Source organism: Xanthomonas sp. NCPPB 3442, assembly GCF_056725145.1.
Window position 1 is genome coordinate 2,568,762 of the sequence record NZ_CM161514.1, and the last position, 18,981, is coordinate 2,587,742.

Annotated in this window: 17 protein-coding genes and 2 pseudogenes; 11 read left to right on the plus strand and 8 right to left on the minus strand. The window is 64.2% G+C overall.

Features of this window, described 5'->3' with window-relative positions; all coding sequences use genetic code 11:
• Positions 1-5: 5 nt before the first annotated feature.
• Complete coding sequence (locus AC1POX_RS11140; protein WP_372356154.1) at positions 6-170, minus strand: hypothetical protein; 165 nt, start codon at positions 168-170, stop codon at positions 6-8.
• On the opposite strand from AC1POX_RS11140, the gene AC1POX_RS11145 reads away from it, so the two are divergent.
• A complete protein-coding gene (locus AC1POX_RS11145; protein ID WP_372356155.1) occupies positions 169-2,832 on the plus strand; it encodes a TonB-dependent receptor in 2,664 nt (887 codons plus the stop codon). The two genes, AC1POX_RS11140 and AC1POX_RS11145, sit on opposite strands and share 2 nt — an antisense overlap.
• Positions 2,833-2,929: 97 nt before the next feature.
• Positions 2,930-3,145 carry a hypothetical protein gene (locus AC1POX_RS11150; protein WP_008575367.1) on the plus strand — a complete coding sequence of 72 codons (216 nt, stop codon included), beginning with the start codon at positions 2,930-2,932 and terminating at the stop codon, positions 3,143-3,145.
• Positions 3,146-3,179: 34 nt separating this feature from the next.
• Here the strand turns inward: AC1POX_RS11150 and AC1POX_RS11155 are convergent, their stop codons facing one another.
• Complete coding sequence (locus AC1POX_RS11155; RefSeq protein ID WP_372356156.1) at positions 3,180-3,548, minus strand: hypothetical protein; 369 nt, start codon at positions 3,546-3,548, stop codon at positions 3,180-3,182.
• 90 nt (positions 3,549-3,638) lie between these two features.
• Here AC1POX_RS11155 and AC1POX_RS11160 point away from each other — a divergent pair, with 90 nt between their 5' ends.
• The 3 genes from AC1POX_RS11160 to AC1POX_RS11170 are packed head-to-tail and all read left to right on the plus strand — an operon-like array spanning position 3,639 to position 5,934.
• The gene (locus AC1POX_RS11160) at positions 3,639-4,217 is read left to right on the plus strand and encodes a DUF4142 domain-containing protein (RefSeq protein ID WP_029819392.1); all 579 of its coding nucleotides are present in this window, start codon (positions 3,639-3,641) and stop codon (positions 4,215-4,217) included.
• A 3-nt stretch (positions 4,218-4,220) separates the two neighbouring features.
• A complete protein-coding gene (locus AC1POX_RS11165; protein WP_008575371.1) occupies positions 4,221-4,751 on the plus strand; it encodes an SRPBCC family protein in 531 nt (176 codons plus the stop codon).
• Between the two features lie 13 nt (positions 4,752-4,764).
• Positions 4,765-5,934, plus strand: a complete 1,170-nt coding sequence (locus tag AC1POX_RS11170; RefSeq protein ID WP_372356157.1) for a zinc-dependent alcohol dehydrogenase — start codon at positions 4,765-4,767, stop codon at positions 5,932-5,934.
• A 197-nt stretch (positions 5,935-6,131) separates the two neighbouring features.
• Here the strand turns inward: AC1POX_RS11170 and AC1POX_RS11175 are convergent, their stop codons facing one another.
• Positions 6,132-6,902, minus strand: a complete 771-nt coding sequence (locus AC1POX_RS11175; RefSeq protein WP_372356158.1) for an OBAP family protein — start codon at positions 6,900-6,902, stop codon at positions 6,132-6,134.
• A gap of 145 nt (positions 6,903-7,047) precedes the next feature.
• On the opposite strand from AC1POX_RS11175, the gene xth reads away from it, so the two are divergent.
• Positions 7,048-8,043 (plus strand): exodeoxyribonuclease III, encoded by a 996-nt coding sequence (xth, locus tag AC1POX_RS11180; protein WP_372356159.1) that lies wholly within the window; start codon positions 7,048-7,050, stop codon positions 8,041-8,043.
• A 34-nt stretch (positions 8,044-8,077) separates the two neighbouring features.
• Here the strand turns inward: xth and AC1POX_RS11185 are convergent, their stop codons facing one another.
• On the minus strand, positions 8,078-8,353 hold the full coding sequence (locus AC1POX_RS11185; protein WP_031422621.1) for a PQ-loop domain-containing transporter: 276 nt from the start codon (positions 8,351-8,353) through the stop codon (positions 8,078-8,080).
• Positions 8,354-8,536: 183 nt separating this feature from the next.
• Here AC1POX_RS11185 and AC1POX_RS11190 point away from each other — a divergent pair, with 183 nt between their 5' ends.
• From AC1POX_RS11190 to AC1POX_RS11205, 4 genes and pseudogenes are all read left to right on the plus strand, one after another.
• Entirely contained in the window at positions 8,537-9,811 is a 1,275-nt protein-coding gene (locus tag AC1POX_RS11190) for a molybdopterin molybdotransferase MoeA (RefSeq protein ID WP_372356160.1), read from the plus strand.
• 37 nt (positions 9,812-9,848) lie between these two features.
• Positions 9,849-10,418, plus strand: coding sequence for a molybdenum cofactor guanylyltransferase (gene mobA, locus AC1POX_RS11195; RefSeq protein WP_071117216.1), 570 nt, complete (start codon positions 9,849-9,851; stop codon positions 10,416-10,418).
• A complete protein-coding gene (locus AC1POX_RS11200; RefSeq protein ID WP_008575384.1) occupies positions 10,402-10,764 on the plus strand; it encodes a hypothetical protein in 363 nt (120 codons plus the stop codon). The genes mobA and AC1POX_RS11200 overlap by 17 nt, the downstream gene beginning before the upstream one ends.
• Positions 10,765-10,990: 226 nt before the next feature.
• Positions 10,991-11,884 (plus strand): annotated as a pseudogene (locus AC1POX_RS11205) (AraC family transcriptional regulator); the annotation flags it as partial.
• Here AC1POX_RS11205 and AC1POX_RS11210 read toward each other — a convergent pair.
• From AC1POX_RS11210 to AC1POX_RS11220, 3 genes and pseudogenes are all read right to left on the minus strand, one after another.
• A pseudogene (locus AC1POX_RS11210) lies at positions 11,872-12,507 on the minus strand (SDR family NAD(P)-dependent oxidoreductase); the annotation flags it as partial. The pseudogenes AC1POX_RS11205 and AC1POX_RS11210 overlap by 13 nt on opposite strands.
• Entirely contained in the window at positions 12,500-13,933 is a 1,434-nt protein-coding gene (locus tag AC1POX_RS11215; protein WP_338338538.1) for a flavin-containing monooxygenase, read from the minus strand. The pseudogene AC1POX_RS11210 and the gene AC1POX_RS11215, both read right to left, overlap by 8 nt.
• Positions 13,934-14,277: 344 nt before the next feature.
• Positions 14,278-15,255, minus strand: a complete 978-nt coding sequence (locus AC1POX_RS11220; protein WP_372172591.1) for an NAD(P)-dependent oxidoreductase — start codon at positions 15,253-15,255, stop codon at positions 14,278-14,280.
• An 80-nt stretch (positions 15,256-15,335) separates the two neighbouring features.
• Here AC1POX_RS11220 and AC1POX_RS11225 point away from each other — a divergent pair, with 80 nt between their 5' ends.
• Positions 15,336-15,908 carry an ANTAR domain-containing response regulator gene (locus tag AC1POX_RS11225; RefSeq protein ID WP_008575394.1) on the plus strand — a complete coding sequence of 191 codons (573 nt, stop codon included), beginning with the start codon at positions 15,336-15,338 and terminating at the stop codon, positions 15,906-15,908.
• Positions 15,909-16,005: 97 nt separating this feature from the next.
• On the opposite strand, the gene AC1POX_RS11230 is transcribed toward AC1POX_RS11225, so the two are convergent.
• Positions 16,006-18,966 (minus strand): Tn3 family transposase, encoded by a 2,961-nt coding sequence (locus AC1POX_RS11230; protein ID WP_372356164.1) that lies wholly within the window; start codon positions 18,964-18,966, stop codon positions 16,006-16,008.
• Between the last annotated feature and the right edge of the window lie 15 nt (positions 18,967-18,981).

Consider the following 18,981-nt stretch of genomic DNA (forward strand, 5'->3'; position numbering starts at 1 on the left):
GCGCGTCATGATCGCGGCGCGACGGCGGACGCGATCACGCTGCACTGCGAGCGGCACCGCTGTAATTCGGCCTTGTTCAACACCTCGCGGCTCGTGCGGCCCGGTTTGCCTGACTTGCGCAGGAGCGCCCAGCCGCGCGTCATCGCACTGCTGCCCCAGGAGGCCATCATGCTTGTTCCGTCGCAGCATGCGTCTGTCGCGCGGCGTGCCATCACGTATCGGCCGCTGGGTGTGTGCATCGGTTTGGTCCTGAGTTGCAACGCGGCGGCGCAACAGGCCGCGCCCAACCCCGATCCCGCGGCGCCGGCCACATCCACGTTGGAAGCGGTGCAGGTCAAAGGCGTGCGCAGCAGCGTGGAAAGCGCCATCGCGATCAAGCAATCGAACGCGGAAATCAGCGATTCCATTGTCGCCGAAGACATCGGAAAGCTGCCCGACAACAGCGTGGCTGCGGCCCTGCAACGCGTGACCGGCGTGCAGGTGGCGCGCGCCGGTGGCGAAGTGGGGCAGGTGCTGGTGCGCGGCTTGCCGAACGTCATCACCACCCTGGATGGGCGCAACGTCTTCACAACGGTGGGTCGCGACATGGAGTTGGCCGATGTTCCGGCCGAATTGCTGCGCAGCGTGGATGTGTATAAGACCACTGGCGCGCAATTTCAGGAGGGTGGCATCGCCGGGGTGGTCGATGTGCATCTGCGGCGGCCATTCGATTTCGATCAGGACGGCACCATTGCCGGCAGCATCAGCGCCTTGCGGGGCGGCCAATCAGGCAAGACCGTTCCCAATGGCAGCCTCACCCTCAGCCAGCGCCGCGACACCGGGTTGGGCCGCATGGGCTGGATGGGAAGCGTGTCCTATCAACGCCGCCCGTATCAGGAATCCAACACGTTGTACGGCACTTACGACCGGAAGGCGAACCCGCTCGATCCGGCCCAGCAGATCTACGTGCCTTACAGCGCAGGCGGATTGATGGCGCGCGGCGATCGCAAGCGCAAATCGGCGAATTTTTCGTTTCAATGGGCGCCAAGCGAGAACAGCGAGGTGTATTTCGACACGCTGTACATCGGGTACGACAACCGGCCCCAAGTGAATTACTGGTTGCCATTCCCAGGGCTGGCCACGCCAGAGAACACCGAAGCGGTCAGCCTGCGGCCGGGCAGTGATGTGCTGGCTGGCCTGGTGGCGCGCGAGGTGCGCACGCTCTCCAGCACGCAAGCGCACAAGAACGCATCCGATACCTACCAAGCTGCGCTGGGCGGGCGTTGGGCCGGCGAGCGCATGCGTGCGAGCAGCGAGCTCGCCTATACCCATAGCACTGCCAGGAACCGCTCGTTCACCCTGGACATGACCACGCAGGCGCCGCGATTGAACATGCGTTCGTCAGGCGGCGCTGCAGATGTCTGGATCACCCAGGCCGATGGCAGCGCTTATGACGTCACAGCGCCAGGAAATTGGGAACTGAGTCAGTACTACGACAGCTGGAACACGCAGAGAGGCGAAGAATGGGCATGGCGGGCCGATGCCACCTTCGACCTGGAGCTGGGGCCGTTGCGATCGGTGGACGTGGGTGCGCGCGCAAGCCGGCGGACGGCGACCAATCACTCCGGCGATACCGGCGCGCGCAACAATCTGACCGGCGCACCGATCTACTTGAGCGAGGTGTCCGGCCTGGCATCGGTAACGCCCGGCAACATGCTCGACGGGGCGCGTGCATTCACCAGCGATCGCTGGGCATCGGCCAACCAGGACGTCCTGCTGCAGCAAAGCACCCGGTTGCGTACCGTGATGGGGCAGCCGCCGGGCCGGCCCGATGAAAACCCTGCCTTGTTCTTCGACGATCGCGAAGACAGCTATGCGATCTATGCGCAGGTGAATTACGGGTTCTCGCTTGGGTCCATTCCTGTCGATGGGCGTGTGGGGGCGCGCGCGACGCGATTGGATTCGCAACTGCAGGGCAGCCAGTCGGTGGATGGCGTGCTGAGCCCGGTCAGCATCGATCGGCGTATCGACAAGGTGTTACCCAACTACAGCGCCAACCTCACCTTGCATGACAACCTGATGCTGCGGCTGGCAGGCAGCACCACGATCACGCGCCCGGAATTTGCCGATCTCAATCCGCAGCTGGCCTTGTATCAGTCCACCGAATCGTTGCCGGCGCGCGGCAATGGCGGCAACCCGCAGCTGCGTCCGGTGGAATCGCGCAATGCCGATGTGTCGCTGGAATGGTATTTCCGTCCCGGCTCATTGCTGTCGGTTGCCGGCTTTCATCGCAAGATCGATGGCTATATCCAGAATTACGCAGCCGATGAATCCATCGGTGGCATCGTCTATTCGATCAGCCGGCCGCGCAATACCGGCGAGGGCAGCTTGAAGGGCGTGGAGGTGGGAAACACGCAGTTCTACGACTTTCTGCCGGGTGGGTGGTCCGGCTTCGGCAGCCAGCTCAACTACACCTATATCTCGGCGAAGGCCGAATCGCCGGAAGGGATCAGCCAGCCGTTGACCAACGTCTCCAAAAATTCCTATAACGCGATCCTGATGTACGAATACGCGCGGTTCTCGGCGCGGGTCGCCTACAACTGGCGTGGCGACTATGCGGTGAGCTTCAACAGCTCAGGCGATCAGCCCGAGCAAATCAATCAGGGGCGGGAGCAATGGCTGGATGCCGCCTTCAATTACGAGCTCAACAGGCATGTGACCTTGTTTGCCGAGGCCACCAATCTGCTCGGCACCACGACCAACAATTATTTCGGTCAGCGGCATGGCGATTTCCCGCGCGAGATCGCATCGCCCGAGCGGACTTACACCCTGGGTTTTCGCTTCCGTTTGTGATGCGGATAACGTTGATGCGGATAACGCGGTCTGCGCACCACGTTGGCATCGGGCTCACCGGCGCAGCGGTAGCGTGAGCACAGCAGAGGAGACCGTGATGACACCTGACATCGATGCACAATTGAAGCAGCTTGCCGAAGCGTTGCCGGAGATGCGCAGTCAGCACCCGGACGATTTTTGGGATGTGTTCCGGGCCCGTTCCGAGAAGATCACCGGTGCGGCGCAATCGCAGGAGCAGGCAGCGCAGATCGTCAAACGTATCGACGAGATATTGGCCGCCAATCAGCTGGGGCCGGCGGATCCTGGCGCATGACACGGGACGCTGACGGGATGCGGTAGGCTCGACCCTATGCCGTGAATCGACGTTGCAGCGCCAAGCGCTGCAGCGACAGCTTGCCCGTGATTACGCCCTTGCTGCGGGACAAAGCGGCTCGCGGTGCGCGTGCATCGCCACAGCACTGCCAGTGGGACGATTGCAGCACAAAATGCACGTAGAGCCGATCCTCGATGTCCCGGGAGGCCGACCATTGCCTTGATGATTGCAGCGCCAGGCGCTGGCGGCGAGCGATTACGTTCCCAAACAGGGTTTTCGATAGCCGATGATGCGGTATCCCGCGCTGCCGCGCAGCGGCATGGTCGTCAGCGAATTCAAAGTTGGAGGAAAACCCCGACTGCGTGACCTTCACACAGTGTGACGATGCGTTGCGCTGCAGCACGCAGCCTTCGCCAGTTCTCGACGCTAGCGCGACGATCGAGTCACGCAGCCAAGCCCAGCATCGAGCTACATCATCCAGCTGGAGACTTCCATGAACACACGTCGCCCGATCATCCTTGTCCTGGCCCTGTGCGTTGGCGCCAGCATATCTGCGCAAGCACAGAACCGGACACAGTCTGCAATGCCCGCCGGGCAGCAAACCGCGGGTGCAGCGACACCCAGCGAGGACGAGCGCGAGGCGCTCGGTATGCTGAGTGCCATCAACACCAGCGAAATCAACGCGGCAAATCTGGCATTGCAGAAGCAGGTGCAAGGCGGCGCACGCGACTACGCCACGCGCATGATCAAGGAACACACCGACAACAACCAGAAGATCGCCAAATGGCAACCGGACACGTCCGCCGCGGGTGCAAAGCTGCAGATGACGAAGGGCAAGGCGGAGTTGGCCAAGCTGCAGAAGCTGGACGGTCATGCATTCGAAACGGCCTATATCACTGCGATGGTGAAAGACCACACCGACGCATTAACGGCGCTCGACAGCAAGCTGATCCCGCAGGCAAAGACATCGCCGGTGCTCGAACACCTGCAGACCACGCGCCATCACGTCGCCGATCATCTGAGCAGCGCCAAGGCATTGCAGGCCGACGACAAGAACGCCGGAGCCCGCTGAGCCATGGCTGCATTACCGACCGATCCGGTACGTACCGACGATGACGGTACGCACATCGTACGCAGCATGACCATCCGTGCCGAACCTCATCAGATACTGGATGCCTGGTGCGATGCGAATGTGCAGCAACGCGTGTTGGAAGGTGCTGCCGAGCTGGTCTCCGGCGACGGCCATGCGTCCCGCTGGAAGCTGCACGCGCCGCTGCGTCAGGATGTGGAGGTGACCTTGCGCCGCGCAGATGCGCGGCTGGGCGAGTCGGTGCGTTACGAGGCCGAGGGCGAACATGGGCTGCAGCTCGCTATCGTATTGCAGGTGCGCCCTGCACGTGGGCGCGAAGCCAGCGAAGCGACGCTAAGCCTGCACTATGCGGTCGAAGGCCTGCTGGCGCAGGTGTTCACCAAGCTGGTGAATCCCGCGCCGTACGTGCTGGTCGGCAAGGGACTACGGCGATTGCGCGCATGGCTGGAGGCCGGCGAGGTGCCGACCTTGTTGCATACCCCAGCGGCGCGCGCGTCGACGCACGCGCATTCTTGAGGAGGGCTTTTCTGTGCGAGCACTGTGCTGGAATGGCATCAACGATTTGCGCGTGGAAACCGTGCCCGATCCGGTGCTGGTCAATCCCCGCGATGTGATCCTGAAGGTCGGGCTCACCACCACCTGCGGCTCTGATCTGCATTTCATCGATGGCTACCTGCCAACCATGCGCGAGGGCGATGTCATCGGCCACGAGTTCATGGGTACGGTGGTGGAGGTGGGCAACGCAGTGAAGAATGTGCGCGTGGGTCAGCGCGTGGTGGTGCCGTCATTTATTTCCTGTGGCGGTTGCTGGCATTGCGAGCGCAAGGAGTTTTCGCTGTGCGACAACACCAACCCCAACTGGGAAATGCAGGAACCCTTGCTTGGGCATGCGACCGCCGGGATTTACGGCTATACGCACGCCTTTGGCGGCTACGCAGGTTCGCACGCAACCTACATCCGCGTGCCGCATGCGGATGTGGGGTGTTTCGAGGTGCCCGATGGGGTCTCCGATGAAGATGCGCTGTTTCTCTCCGACGCGGGGCCGACTGGCTTCATGGGTGCAGACTTTTGCAATGTCCAGCCCGGCGACACGGTGGCGGTGTGGGGATGCGGTGGCGTGGGGCTGATGGCCCAGCAAAGTGCACGTATTTTGGGCGCAGAACGCGTGATCGGCATCGACCGCTTGCCGGAGCGTCTGGCAATGGCGCGCGATGTGTTAGGTGTGGAGGTGATCGATTATTCGGCGGTCGACAGCGTGGTGGATGTCCTGCGCGAAATGACCGGTGGGCGTGGCCCGGATGCCTGTATCGATGCGGTCGGAATGGAGGCGCATGGCACCGGGATCGGCCATACCTACGGTCGGGTCAAGCAGGCTTTGCACCTGCACACCGATCGCGGCCAGGCGTTGCGCGAAGCCATCCTCGCCTGCCGCAAGGGCGGCATCCTGTCGGTCTTGGGCGTGTACGGAGTGATGGACAAGTTTCCGCTGGGTGCCGTGATGAACAAAGGTCTGACGGTGCGAACCGCGCAGCAACATGGGCAGCGATACGTGCCCAGGTTGCTGGACCTGGCGCAGGCGGGACGTTTGAAATCCGGATTTTTGCTGACCCACAAGATGCCGCTGGAAGACGCCGTGCGGGGCTACGACATGTTCAAGCACAAACACGATGGGTGCGTGCGTGCGGGGTTTGTGCCCTAGCGTCGGAGAACCTTGGTCGCACTGAGTTGCGCTGCAGGCGCTGCCGGGAATCGCTTGGCATCTGGCGTGTGCAACAGGGCAGGGTAGGTGCGTACCGCTAGCTGCATCGCGCGTTTTTCCAGGCTCTAACGCATTGCCAAGTACGCGCGCCACGCCTGACCCTGCTGCACGTTGGTGCAGCAGGGTGTCTCCTGGGCTCAGGGATGCTTGCCCCTTGCGTCGGTCACCCCGGGTATGGGTTGGGCGTTGGGAAAATGGGCACGTAATGCATCCACGCCTTCTTGCGGCTTTGCCAGCGGCACAAGCTCTTGACGGTTGGCGCGGCGCTCTGCGGTGGACACCGAAACGGCCTGATCGCGTTGCGCAATCAACGGTTGCTGCAACTCACCATCGCGATTGAACGACCACGCCAGCATCGGCTCGCCCAGCGGCAAGGTGTCGCCAGGCGCGGTGCCCTTGCGCGAATGCCAGGTGTGCCAAGTCTTGCCGTAGCTGTTGATCTTGCTGCGCATCAGTTCCTTCTCTGCGACCTGCGGCAGGTTGGGAGCAGAGAGCTGGCCGGAAAGAATTTCACCGTTATGCGGATGCCAGAAGTTGCGCTCGTGTGCCGGCAACCGCGCAAATAACGTCTCCGAGATGATGTATTCGATACCGGTGAGGTTGGCACGGTCGGTGTTGCCGTCGTAGAGCGCGCATTGGGCAAGATCTTCATTGACCTGCTGGCAATAGTGATGCGCCTCCATTTGCTCATCTGGCGCATCCTTCATCGGATGGAAGCCGACCAGATAGATGTCCAGCTTGCCGACCGGGCCGCTGGGCTGCAGCACTTTCGCGCCGGCTTCCAGCACATTGGTCTTGGGCGTTTCCGGTGCGCCGGGCGGGGTGACCGACGGTGGGCTGCGCGAGCAACTGGCGCAGAGCGCAAGGCCGATCAACAGTGCGGAATGTCGCATGGCAATTCCCCTCAATGAATGTGCTTCAAGCTAAGAGCGCCGGTGGTGTGCCAGGCGTGAGCATGGGCCGGGGCACGCAGTGCAGCTTCACCTCGCTTGAGCATCGGCTTAATCAAGCGGCGGTCATGCTGTTGCACCACGGAAGCGGCCATTTGCACCCATGTCAGGTACCTTACGTAAGATCGCGACGTTCAACGTCAACGGTATTGCCAGCCGTCTGCCACACTTGCTGGAATGGCTGCAGCGCGAGCAGCCGGACATCGTGGGCCTGCAGGAATTGAAATCGACGCAAGCTGCGTTTCCGGAGCAGGCAATCCGCGATGCCGGGTACGGTGTGATCTGGCAGGGCGAAAAGTCCTGGAATGGCGTGGCGCTGCTCGCGCGGGGGACCGAGCCAGTGGAGATTCGTCGCTGGTTGCCCTGGGATCCACGCGATACGCAAAGCCGCTATCTGGAGGCGGCGATCCATGGTGTGGTGGTGGCCTGCCTGTATTTGCCCAACGGCAACCCGCAGCCCGGGCCGAAGTTCGACTACAAGCTTGCATGGTTCGAACGCTTGATCCGGCATGCGAAAACGCTGGTGGACCTGCCGCATCCGGTGGCGCTGATCGGCGACTTCAATGTGGTGCCGACCGATGCGGATATCTACGACCCCAAGGGCTGGCGCAAGGACGCCCTGCTGCAGCCGGAGAGCCGCGAGGCCTACCAGACCCTGCTGGCACAGGGCTGGACCGACAGCCTGCTGGCCATCCATGGCCACACGCCGATCTATACGTTCTGGGATTACTTCCGTCAGCACTTTGCGCGCGACCGTGGGTTGCGCATCGATCATCTGCTACTCAATCGCACGCTGGCGCCCGGCCTGCAAGATGCCGGCGTCGACAAGTGGGTACGTGCGTTGGAAAAGGCCAGCGACCATGCACCCACCTGGATCAGCGTGCGCGTACCGGATGCGCCCGCCGAAGCAGCGGCGGATGCCATGCCGGCAGCGAAGGTGCGCAAGCCGGGCGTAGCGAAAAAGGCGGCCGTGCCCAAGGCGGCCGCCAAGAAGACGCCCAGTGTCATCGCGAAAAAAGCGGCCAAGAAGATCGCTGCGAAGAGGGCCACAGCCGCATCGGCAAGACCACACAAGTCGGCGAAAAGAACGGCTGACTAAGCTCGACCGGCCGGCAGGAGTCCACGCAGCCTGTCTACGCTGCGCGTTCCAGCCTGCGGCGCTTGACCCGCTGCAATGCATAGCCGGTCAGGGCCGTCAGCAGGATCAGCACATTACTGACGATAAACACCGCGTTGCCAACCAGATAGCTGTAGAGGATGAACAACACCGAAGCACTGATCTGGCCGAGGAACAACCAGCGCGAGACGCCCTGCGCGGCGTCGGAGCGCCATTGTTTGTAGATCTGCCGGATCAAGGTGGCGATCAGGATGATGCTGGCGAGCCAGCCCACGACGTCGACGAATTGCATGCGTGCAGTTGATCAAGGAAGGCCTGCAACCTTGCAGCGCACACTGTCTGCATACCGTTCGAGCAGCTTCAAGCGTGGTGTCTACGGTGATGCCCATCATGTGGCGGATGGACACACGACGGCCCCGCACGGCCACGCCTGTACCTGCTGCGCCAGGGGCCGGTATCCTAGCCGGGTCATCCATTGGTCGGCACTGTCCTGCACATGATCAGCTATGCCGAAGCACTCGCGCTGGTCCACGCGCACGTCGCACCCCTTGCCAGCGAGTGGGTGGCAAGCGCCGATGCCGAAGGTCGCGTGCTTGCCGACGCCTTGTCGAGCCAGGCCGAGTTGCCGCCCTTCGACAACAGCGCAATGGATGGGTTTGCATTGGCGACCGCGGGGATGGGTGCGTTGGCAGACCGCGAGTACGTGGTGAGCGGTACCGTTGCGGCAGGGCAGGACGCCGGTGCGGCTGCGATCGGTGCGGCCTGGGAAATCATGACCGGCGCCGGCGTGCCGCCGGGTGCCGATGCGGTAGTGCCGATCGAGCAAGTGCAGATCCTTGAGCACGACGGCGAGCGCCCCAGCCGCATCCGCCTGTGTCAGCCGGTGCGTGCGGGCCAGCACATCCGTCGTCGCGGCGAAGACGTGCGCTTGCACGATCGCGTGATCGACGCCGGCACCATGCTGCGCGGTGCGCATCTGATGCTGCTCGCCGGCCTGGGCTGCGCGCATGTGCAGGTGGTGCGGCGGCCGCGCGTGGCCTTGATCGCCACTGGACGCGAGTTGATCGGCGACCCTGCACAACCCCTGCAGCCGGGCCAGATCCGCGATGGCACCAGCAGTTATCTGCTGGCTCAGTTGCGTGCCGCCGGCGCCGATGTCGTGTGGCGTGGGCAGGTAGGCGACGACGATGCTGCGTTCGATGCGTCACTGGCACAGGCCCGCCATGCCGGTGCCGATCTCATCCTGAGCACCGGCGCCGTTTCGCGTGGTCGGTACGATTTCATCCCGGAGGCATTGGCACGCCACGCTGCCGAAGTGCTGTTTCATAAGGTCGCAGTGCGACCGGGCAAACCGGTGCTGCTTGCACGCTTTAGCGATGGCGCGCTGTATATGGGGTTGCCCGGCAACCCGATGGCCAGCGCGGCCGGTCTGCGCTTTTTCGTCGAGCCGGCATTGCGCGGTTTGTTGGGCATGCCGGTTGAGCATGGCGTGCGCGTCGCATTAGAGGCACCGATGCAGGCCAGGCCGATCTGGCGGCAGCATCTGCGGGCACGCCTGCTGTGCAGTGCGGCCGGCGCGTTGTCGGTGCAGATCCTGCCGCAGCAGGAATCCTTTCGTGTGGCCCCGTTGCTGCAGGCCAACGTCTGGGCAGTGCTGGAGCCACAGGACGAAGGCGCCGCAGCGAGCACGCATGCCGAGGTCTTCGGCCTGGGCCACCTGCACCCGGCCGCGCCGGCCATCGCGCCATGAACATGCCGGTGGGTGCCGCCCATCCCGGGGCTGTCGCATGACGCTGCAGCAGCCGTGGACGGGCGTGGTGCTGGCTGGTGGACGTTCGTCGCGCATGGGGCAGGACAAGGCCTTACTGCCCTGGCATGGACGTCCGTTGCTGGAACAGATGCAGGCGCTGCTGCGCCAGGCCGGTGCGCAGCACGTGGTGGTCAGCGGCAACCGGCCCGAATATGCCGGCATTGCCGACGTCCATCCCGATCTGGGCCCGCTCGGCGGGCTGGCAAGCGTGATCGCGGGCGCGGCCGACGCGACCACGCTGGTGGTGGTGCCGGTGGATATGCCGCTGTTATCGGCCGCGTTGCTGGGCAAGCTGCTTGCGCCGTCGCAACATTGCTGTGTGGCCTTCGAGGACCAGATGCTGCCGATGTGCCTGCGCCTGGATGCCAGCGTGCGCGAGGCGTTGACGGTGCTGATGGCGGGCGCTGCATCGTCACGCTCGCTGCGCGCCTTGCAGCATTCACTGCAGTGCCATCGCGTGACTGTCACTGCCAGCGAACGCGCTGAGTTCGTCAATTGCAATACGCCCGAGCAATGGAGCCGGCTGATCCATGAAAATCCAGATTGAAGGCCAACATCTGCGCTTTCGTATCGACGAGGACGAGCTGGCCAGCCTGCTGGCCGGGCGTAGCGTCGACAATCTCAGCCGGTTGCCGAGCGGGCAGGGCGCGCGGTTGGTGAGACACAGCGTGAGCCTCACCGGCGGTCACGCCGCATGTAATTGCGCCACCGATCATTGGCAACTGGCGATCCCGCGCGACGCGCTGGAGGAACACGCACGCCAGCTACCGCGCCGGGACGGGCTTCAGTTCAGTTTCGATGCGGGCGCTGGGCATGCCGAGGCGATGACCTTGCAGGTCACCTTCGACGTGGATGTGCGCGACAGCACGCGCAAGCGTTTGTTGCGGGACTGATGGTTTGACGCGCCGGCAGCTGTTGGCTGGACCTGCACGCCATCACTTGCGCTAAAGTGCGGCCGAGCGGTTGAGGCCGCATTGTCGCGAGGACGCAACGCATGCAAGACGTTCGGCTCCGGCCGGCTTGTACCGCCACATGGCACGCGCTGCATGGTGGCGTTATTGGCTGCACGGCACGCTGGCACCGCGGCGAACGCGAACGCTCTGCGGAGCACTGCTGAGCATGCCGCGTGTGCGCGCGGCCGTCACACGCAGACAGCCCATCTCCGAGGTCGGCAACGCGCGTCCGGCGCCGGCCGATAACCGCCGCACCGCCAACATCGTTCCCAACACCGTGCGCTCGCTGCTGGGCCTGGTCGAAGATCGAGGACACGCGCCGGAGCGGCTGTGCAAGGGGTTGGGATTCACCGACCGCGACCTGCACGACCGCGACCTGCTGCTGTCCTACCAGCAGGTGCGTGCGCTGATCCTGCGCGCACGCCGTCTGCTGGACGAGCCGGCGATGGGCCTGGCGGCCGGCATGCGGCAACGGCCGGTGTCATGGGGACTGACCGGGCTGGCCATGCTCACCTGCGAAACCTTCGGCGAAGCCATCGCCTATGGCCTGGGGCATCAGCACGAAGCCGGGGCGATGATGCAGCACCTGTTCGCACAGCAAGGCCCCGAAGCCTGCATCGAACTGGTGCCGCATGTGTTCGACCTGGAGATCGAGCCTTACCTCATCGAGGAAGCCTTTGCCGGTGCCCTCAATGTCAGTCGCTGCATGCTGGGGCCGGACATCCGACCGCGCGCGGTGGAACTGGCCTTCGCGCGATCGGCCCCGCTGGAGATCTACACGCGTTTTTTCCGCTGCCCGGTGCGGTTTGGCGCCGGCCGCAACCGGATGACGCTGGAGGCAAAGTGGCTGGCCGCGCGGTTGCCGGGCTACGACCGCACCACCTGCGGACTGTTGCGGCAACAACTGGAGACCCTGATCCAGCGGCCGCCGTCGCGCAACGAGTTGGTCGAATCGATCGCACTGCGGCTGCGCAGCGATGCCGAGCATGCGCCGCGGCAACCGGAGCTGGCGCGCCAGGCCAATTGCAGCGAGCGCACGCTACGGCGTCGGCTCGGTGCGCCCATGAACTGCAACTTGTTGCCGCCGTTGAGGGCCTCGCGCATCAGCATCGGGGTGTCGGTGGCCGACGGGTTGACGATGGAGACGCGAATGCCCAGGCGTGCGCCGTCCAGTCCCAGGCAGAGCATGGCACCGCGCAGCCCGAACTTACTGGCCGAGTAGACCGTCGATTCCGGCAACGGGAACATGCCTCCCAGCGAGACGATGTTCACCACGCGCCCGTCGCCACTGCGCTGCAGCAGCGGCAGCAACCGGTGCGTGAGCAACAACGGCGCCATCAGGTTCAACTCCAGTTCGCCGCGGATCGACGCCGGCGTGCGCTGCTCGAACGGCGTGGTGCCGACGATGCCGGCATTGTTGACCAACAGCTGCAACTGGCCCCAATCCGTGTCGAGCCGCTCGGCGAGACGGTCGCGCGCGGCCGGATCGGTCAGGTCGGCCACCTGCGCGCACGCCAACGGCCCCAGCGCCTGCACCGCACGTGCCAGTGCATCGGCATCGATATCCACCAGCAGGCAGCGCACGCCGCGCTGGATCAGGCGCGCGGCGGTCGCGCGTCCCAGCCCGCCGGCGCCGCCGGTGATCACCGCATTCCAGCCGCGCAGATCCTGCGGCTTAGCCATGGGCAACCTCGCTGTCGGCTAGCCGTGCGGTGGCGGTAGTGCGCATGCGTGGATCGCCACCGGCGTCGAGCTTGAGCGCGTCGTACATGTGTTCGCCCAGTTCGCCCCAGCCCAATCGCCTGCGCAGCTGATGCAGATAGCGTTTGAATGCATGCGCCTCGATGTAGACGGCGTGGCGCTGCGATGCCACGAAACGGATGCCGCCGGACAGGTCCGGTGTATCGTTTTCGATCAATGCATCGAAGCGGCGTGCGCTGGCAGGATCGCGGCGCTGCGCGGTCAGGTAGGACGCGATCATGTGGGCCTGGGTGTCGAACAGCTTGTACGCGCTGGAATTGGTTTCCAGGTAGCCGATCCCGAACAGATTGCGATGCGTGCGGTTGAACATCGACAGGTACATCTGCGGGCGTCCGCCGTTCCAGAGGAAATACTCGCTGGCATACGGGCAGCTCCAGCGGTAGCCGGTGGCGCACAGCAGCAGGTCGATCTGCTCGCGGCTGCCGTCCTTGAACACCACGTGCCTGCCGTCCAGTCGGTCGATATCGGGTTTGACGGCGATGTTGCCGTGCTGGAGATGGTGCAGCAGCTGGGCGTTGAGCAGCGGGTGACTTTCGAACAGGCGATGGTCCGGCTTGGGCAACCCCAGCCGGGCCAGGTCTCCGTTGACCAGCCGCAGCAGGGCCGAAAAGATCGGGCGTGCCAGCCACAGGGGCAGGTGCGGACCGGTTTCGGCGATCTGGTCGACCGGAATCCCCATCAGGTGCTTGGGGATGAAGTGATATCCGCGGCGCACGCTCAGAAAGGCGCGTTGCGCATGCATGGCCGCCTCGCAGGCGATGTCCGCGCCGGAGTTGCCGGCCCCCAGCACCAGCACGCGCTTGCCACGAAATTCGTCGCCATGCCGGAAACTCACCGAGTGGCGGATCTCGCCATCGAAGTGGCCCGGCAATTGCGGCATGCTGGGGTCCCAGTTGACGCCCGACGCGCAGATCACCGCGCCGTAGAGGCGCTGCGAGCCATCGGCCAACGTCACCTGCCAGCGCCCGTCCGGCTGTTTGTCGATGCGCAGGACGGCGGTGTCGAACTGGATCTTCTCGCGCAGACCGAACGTCTCGGCAAAGCTGCGCAGGTAGGCCAGGATCTGCCGATGCGACGGGTAGTCGGGGTATTGGCGCGGCATGGGATGGCCGATGAAGGCCGACAGATCGCGCGAGGAAATGAAATGGGTGGAGTCGTAGATCGGCGAGCCGGGGTTGCTGACGTCCCAAATCCCGCCCAGGTCGCCGTGGCGTTCGAACTGGTCGTAGTCCAGCCCCTGCGCCTTGAGCGCGCGTGCCGCACTGAGCCCACCCGGGCCAGCACCGATGATGCAGACCGCATCGCTGCGGTCGAGCGGGAACGTCTGGGACGGCGAAGGCGTCTGCATGGTGTGGCGATGTCCGAACCGGGATGACGTGCTCGACTGTAGGCGGATGCGCGCGCCGTGCTGGGGACTTTTTCGGCCAGGCAGGGGGTGAAATCGGTCACGCTGGCGTTGCCTGGCTTGCTGCACGCCGTGACGCGGTGCCGATGGCATGCGCCGGCGGGTAGCAGTCGAGCGCCATTGCGCGGCCGCGGGCCGTCATTTCCCTGGGATGGTATCGGCGGGTGCTCCGGCGATCGGTGTGTCGAACGCACGGGTTGGCAGCAGGACACGGCGCGCCGAGCGTTGCTGGCGCGGTAGGCAGTCGCGTTCAAGCGCGTCGAATCCGGCAACGCGCTTGGAAAAATCTAGCGGAGCGGCAAGCCCGGAACCCGCACCGACAGGATGCCCTGCGCGTGCAGCGCGGCGTCCAGCTCCGCCGGGATGGCATCGCCGCTGCCCATGCGCAGGACCACGACCTGCAGCCCGGCGCCGACCAACTCCACTACGGCGGCCTGCTGCGCGCCCGGCGTCTCCGGCCAGGCGCGCCGTTGCGCGTCCCGGCGCGCCAGTTCCACCACCGCGGCGGGCACGTCCGACGCCAGCAGCAGCACGTCGGCCAGGTTCAGGGCACGCAAGGCATTGAGCGTGAGCAGGCCGGGATCGCCCGGGCCGGCACCGACCCATTGCACGCTGCCGCGCGCCGGAACGCTGTCCACCGCGTCCAACGCAGCGGCAAAGGCGGCTTCGGCGGCGACGGTATCGCCGGCCTGCAGCAATTGCGGCACCTTCCCGTCGATCACCTGGTCGAACCAGCGGCGCCGCCGGTTCATGTCCGGCAACTGCTGACGAATGCGCTCGCGGTGCCGGGCGAACAAGGCCGCCAGCGTACCGACCGACGCATGCAGTTCGCGCTCCAGTCGCTCGCGCAGTCGGCGCGCCAGCATCGGCGCCGCGCCCGCCGACGAAATCGCAATCACCAGCGGATCGCGGTCGACAATGGCCGGCACCTGGTAGGTGGAGAGCTCGGCATCGTCCACGACATTGACCAGACGCTGGCGTGCGCCGGCCGCTGCGGCCACACGTTGATTCAGATCCACATCATCGGTGGCGGCGACGACCAGCCACACGGTGTCGATCCAGGCAGGATCGAACTCGCCTGTCATTTGCTCGAAGCGCCCGGCCTGCAGCAACTGGGCAAGTTCGGGCGAAAGCGCATGCGCATACAGTCGGATGTGCGCCTGCGCCTTCAGCAGCGCCAGCACCTTGCGTGTGGCGACTTCGCCGCCACCGATCACCAGCACGGCGCGCCCCTGCAGGTTGGCGAACAACGGGAACAACGGCATCGGACACTCCGAAAAGATGGCTCGCACGAGCGGCATGTTGCATGGCACCATCAGGCCACGTCCATGCCTCGCTGCTGTCAATGCGTGTTTTGCTGGTCAACGATACCGAAAAGCCGATCGGCGAACTGCGCCAGGCACTGACGCGCGCCGGCTACACGGTGCTCGATGACGTGGCCTCGGTCAGCGCGCTGCTGCATGCCGTGCAACGCCAGCAGCCGGATGTGGTGGTGATCGACGTGGATTCGCCTTCCCGCGATACCTTGGAGCAGCTGTCGATGTTGCATGCGCATGCGCCGCGGCCGGTGGTGATGTTCTCCGGCGATGGCGACGATGCGTTGATCCATGCAGCGGTCGGCGCGGGCGTGACGGCGTACGTGGTGGATGGCTTGGCGCCTGCGCGGTTGGCGCCGATCGTGCAGGTGGCGCTGGCCCGTTTTGCGCAGGAAAGCAGCATGCGCAAGCGCCTGGACGAGGTCCAGCAGGCGCTGCAGGACCGCAAGCAGATCGACCGTGCGAAGGGCTTGCTGATGGAAAAACGTGGCCTGAGCGAGGCCGATGCCTATGCCGCATTACGCCAGCAGGCGATGAAGCAGGGCGTCAAACTGGCCGAAGTGGCGCGCCGCATCGTGGCCATGGCCGAGTTGTTGGGATGAATCTAGGGGTTCAGCCGACATACGTGTAAAAATAGCTCACAAGATTGGATTTCATCCATTGCATCAGTGAGTTAGCGGATATTTTAGCGCAACAAAATTACACGACTAATGCCAGTTCAGTCTCGTACGGTTCCGGGACCGCCTCCACATCAATCAGGTAATCCCCGAAGCGCTTTACATGGCTGGTCACGTACGGGCTGAGGAACGCCACGTCCTCCCGCGTGATCTTCCACCCCTGCCGCATCAGAGACGTCATGATTCGGGTCTGTTCGACCACGTTGTAGAAGATGACGGCATTGGAGACCAGGTCGTTGTATTGGACGGCCTTCTCCTGCTCAACGGGGTCATTGTCGGCAATCACTCCTTCCCCGCCGAAGAAGAAATACTTTGCGAAGCCGTTGTAGGCCTCCACCTTGTTGGTCGAGGCGGTGATCTGTTCGCGCAACTCGCGGTTGGAGATGTACTGCAGCAGGAACAAGGTGCGCACGGCCGAACCGAGTGCCTTGAAGGCTTGGTACAGCCGGTTCTTGCGGCTGTAGTTGCCCAGCTTGCGCATCAACGTCGAGGCCGCGATCTTGCCGGTCTTGATCGAGAGCACGACCTGCATCAGGTCTTTCCAGTGGGTCTCGATCAGATCCCAGTCGACAGTGTCCCGGAACAGCGCATCGATGTGTTCGTAACGAATGTCCTCATCGGGGCGGAAGAACTTGTATTCGCGCCAGTTGCGGATGCGCGGCATCAGCTGGATGCCCAGCAGATGCGAAAGGCCGAACACCGGCAGCGACTGCCCCTGCGTGTCGGCGTGGACGGTGTCAGGCTGGATGTCGGAGGTGTTCTTCAGCAGGCCATCGATGATATAGACCGCCTCCCAGACACCGCACGGAATGAAGTGGCTGAACAGCGCGACGTACGTATCGGACACGTGGTGATAGGCGATGCCGCCGTAGCCGCCATAGCGGATGTGGTACGAAGCGAGCAGATTCTGGTCGTAGAGGTCGTACTTGGTGCCGTCGGCGGCTGCGCTCTTGCCATCGCCCCAGCATTTGGGGAGCTGCAGGCCGGCGTAGCTGTTGATGATGTCCCGACAGGCCGCCGCCAGTTTGTTGGCATCCACATGCCGGCGGTTGACGAACGACAGCATGTGTGCCGAGACGGCGCCACGCAGGTGTCGGGCAGCCTGGGCCGGTCCGAGGTTGCAACCATAGGTGAAGGCGGTGAGGACGTAGCGCTCGGTCGGTTGCTCGATCTTGGCGTCCGAGCCGGACAGAGGACCGAAGTGCCGGGGCCAGCGCGTCCAGTGGGCCACATCGCACAGGATCTCGATGACGCTGCGTTCGCGCATGCGGTCGAGGACGGCGGTTTCCAGGGCACGGGCCCCGCAGCTCATCTCCTTGGTCTTGCTGCGCTTGAGTACCGGAATGCCATCCTCGCCGATGACCACTTGGCCGTTCTCCAGATAGCCCTGATCGGTCAGCTCGGCGACTTGCGTCAGGCGCGATTGCAAGGCATTGACGAAGCCCACGGCCGTGGCCGGCAGCCCCACGTGCTTGCAGTAATCCTCCAACAGAGGCTCGCACTGCTCCCACGGCAGCAACTGCTCGCGGTAGTCGGCGTAGGTTTCCGATCCGCGCACAGCCACGTCGCCCGATTTCAGTTCGTTGGCCAGCGATGAGAACACACAAACCTCGAACAGACGCCGGTGGATGCGCTCCTCGCCTCGTTCGGTGCGATGGACGATGGTCTTGCGCCAAAGCTGGGTGGTGAACGCCAGATCGACCGCTTCGTCCAACCAATCGCTGCGGGTTCGTTCCTGCGTCAGGATCAGCTCGATCGCGTCGATCAGCGAGCGGTCCTCCGTGGTCGAGGCCAAGTCCAGCCTACGCACCATCCGCAGGATGGTGGAGCGGTGACTTTTATAGAACGGCCACAGCAGCGGCAAGTGATTGTCGCCACTATGCGCCGCAATGGCGTTGCAGTCGGCCTGCAACGTCTGCACGCCACCATGGGCGTTGACCAGGCGGCGAATTTCACGCCCCGCCTCGGTGTCGCCGCGATGATGGTCGAGGACGCGGACCACATCCGACATCGTCGCCACGATCGCTTCGGTCTTCTCGCGATAGCGCGCCCTCAGCCGCTCCAGTTCCTCTCGGCCCCGGTTGTGGATGTTCCCCATGCGCTTGATGAACATCTCCGCGAGATCGTCGCGCGTCTGGACCCGGGCCCGGTGGATCAAGCACACCAGTACGGCGTAGCGCTTGGCGGCCCGAAACTTGCGCAGCTCAGAAGCATCCAATGCCCGTGCCTCGGCGGCGAAGTGCTTGCGCTTGACCTCCGGGATGCCCGCCAGGTGCAACTCGCTGCCGACCAATTCGCCCAGTTCGGCGATATGGTCGATCAACTCCTGGAAATGCTGCAGCGAAGAGCGCTTGGGCAGGCGCTTGATCGCATGTAGTGGGCTCTTCTGGCGCCCCTCTTCGACCTGCAGAAGGTCTTCAAGGCGCTGTTTTTCGTCGACGGTCAGTTGAGCCCTGATCTGGGCGAAATAGCGCCCGTTGACCAGCGTGCGGATGCGCCGGGTCAGGCGATCCAGTGTGGAGAACGCCGGCAGCTCGACGCGATCACGCACGAGCTGTTCGATGGCTACGTTGATCAGGTCTGCCGGGTTATCCATCACCGCAGCGGCTTCGTATACCGCGCGTGCTGAAATCTTCAGCCCGCCGTCGCTGTAGGCCCGGACCTGCAGGAATTGACGGATCCGACGGTAGTAGCGATAGCGCGAGGCGTTGGCAAGATTCGCTGGCTTGACCTGCACGCGCAGTTTCAGCGCGCTGCGGATATGGCGCATCACCGCCGGCGGGACTTCGTCCAACACGGGGAAATACCCCAGCCGCTGGAAGGTCTTGAGCAGGATCGTCAGCGTCAGGCGGTGCGCAGGCTGCCGGGTGTACTCGGCAACGAAGGCCACCTCAGCGTCGGTTGGCGTGTAGGCCGCAACCAGTTCGCGGACGACCGGGTTGCGCTTGAACTGCGGGTATGCGGTCCGTTCGATCGACGCCATCCAGCCCCTCAGGTC

Excerpts from the sequence above, each read along its gene's own strand:
- AC1POX_RS11145 (WP_372356155.1), top strand. The coding sequence starts at position 169 with ATGCTTGTTCCGTCGCAGCATGCGTCTGTCGCGCGGCGTGCCATCACG.
- AC1POX_RS11140 (WP_372356154.1), bottom strand. The coding sequence starts at position 170 with ATGATGGCCTCCTGGGGCAGCAGTGCGATGACGCGCGGCTGGGCGCTC.
- AC1POX_RS11150 (WP_008575367.1), top strand. The coding sequence starts at position 2,930 with ATGACACCTGACATCGATGCACAATTGAAGCAGCTTGCCGAAGCGTTG.
- AC1POX_RS11160 (WP_029819392.1), top strand. The coding sequence starts at position 3,639 with ATGAACACACGTCGCCCGATCATCCTTGTCCTGGCCCTGTGCGTTGGC.
- AC1POX_RS11165 (WP_008575371.1), top strand. The coding sequence starts at position 4,221 with ATGGCTGCATTACCGACCGATCCGGTACGTACCGACGATGACGGTACG.
- xth (WP_372356159.1), top strand. The coding sequence starts at position 7,048 with ATGTCAGGTACCTTACGTAAGATCGCGACGTTCAACGTCAACGGTATT.
- AC1POX_RS11185 (WP_031422621.1), bottom strand. The coding sequence starts at position 8,353 with ATGCAATTCGTCGACGTCGTGGGCTGGCTCGCCAGCATCATCCTGATC.
- mobA (WP_071117216.1), top strand. The coding sequence starts at position 9,849 with ATGACGCTGCAGCAGCCGTGGACGGGCGTGGTGCTGGCTGGTGGACGT.
- AC1POX_RS11200 (WP_008575384.1), top strand. The coding sequence starts at position 10,402 with ATGAAAATCCAGATTGAAGGCCAACATCTGCGCTTTCGTATCGACGAG.
- AC1POX_RS11215 (WP_338338538.1), bottom strand. The coding sequence starts at position 13,933 with ATGCAGACGCCTTCGCCGTCCCAGACGTTCCCGCTCGACCGCAGCGAT.
- AC1POX_RS11220 (WP_372172591.1), bottom strand. The coding sequence starts at position 15,255 with ATGCCGTTGTTCCCGTTGTTCGCCAACCTGCAGGGGCGCGCCGTGCTG.
- AC1POX_RS11225 (WP_008575394.1), top strand. The coding sequence starts at position 15,336 with ATGCGTGTTTTGCTGGTCAACGATACCGAAAAGCCGATCGGCGAACTG.
- AC1POX_RS11230 (WP_372356164.1), bottom strand. The coding sequence starts at position 18,966 with ATGGCGTCGATCGAACGGACCGCATACCCGCAGTTCAAGCGCAACCCG.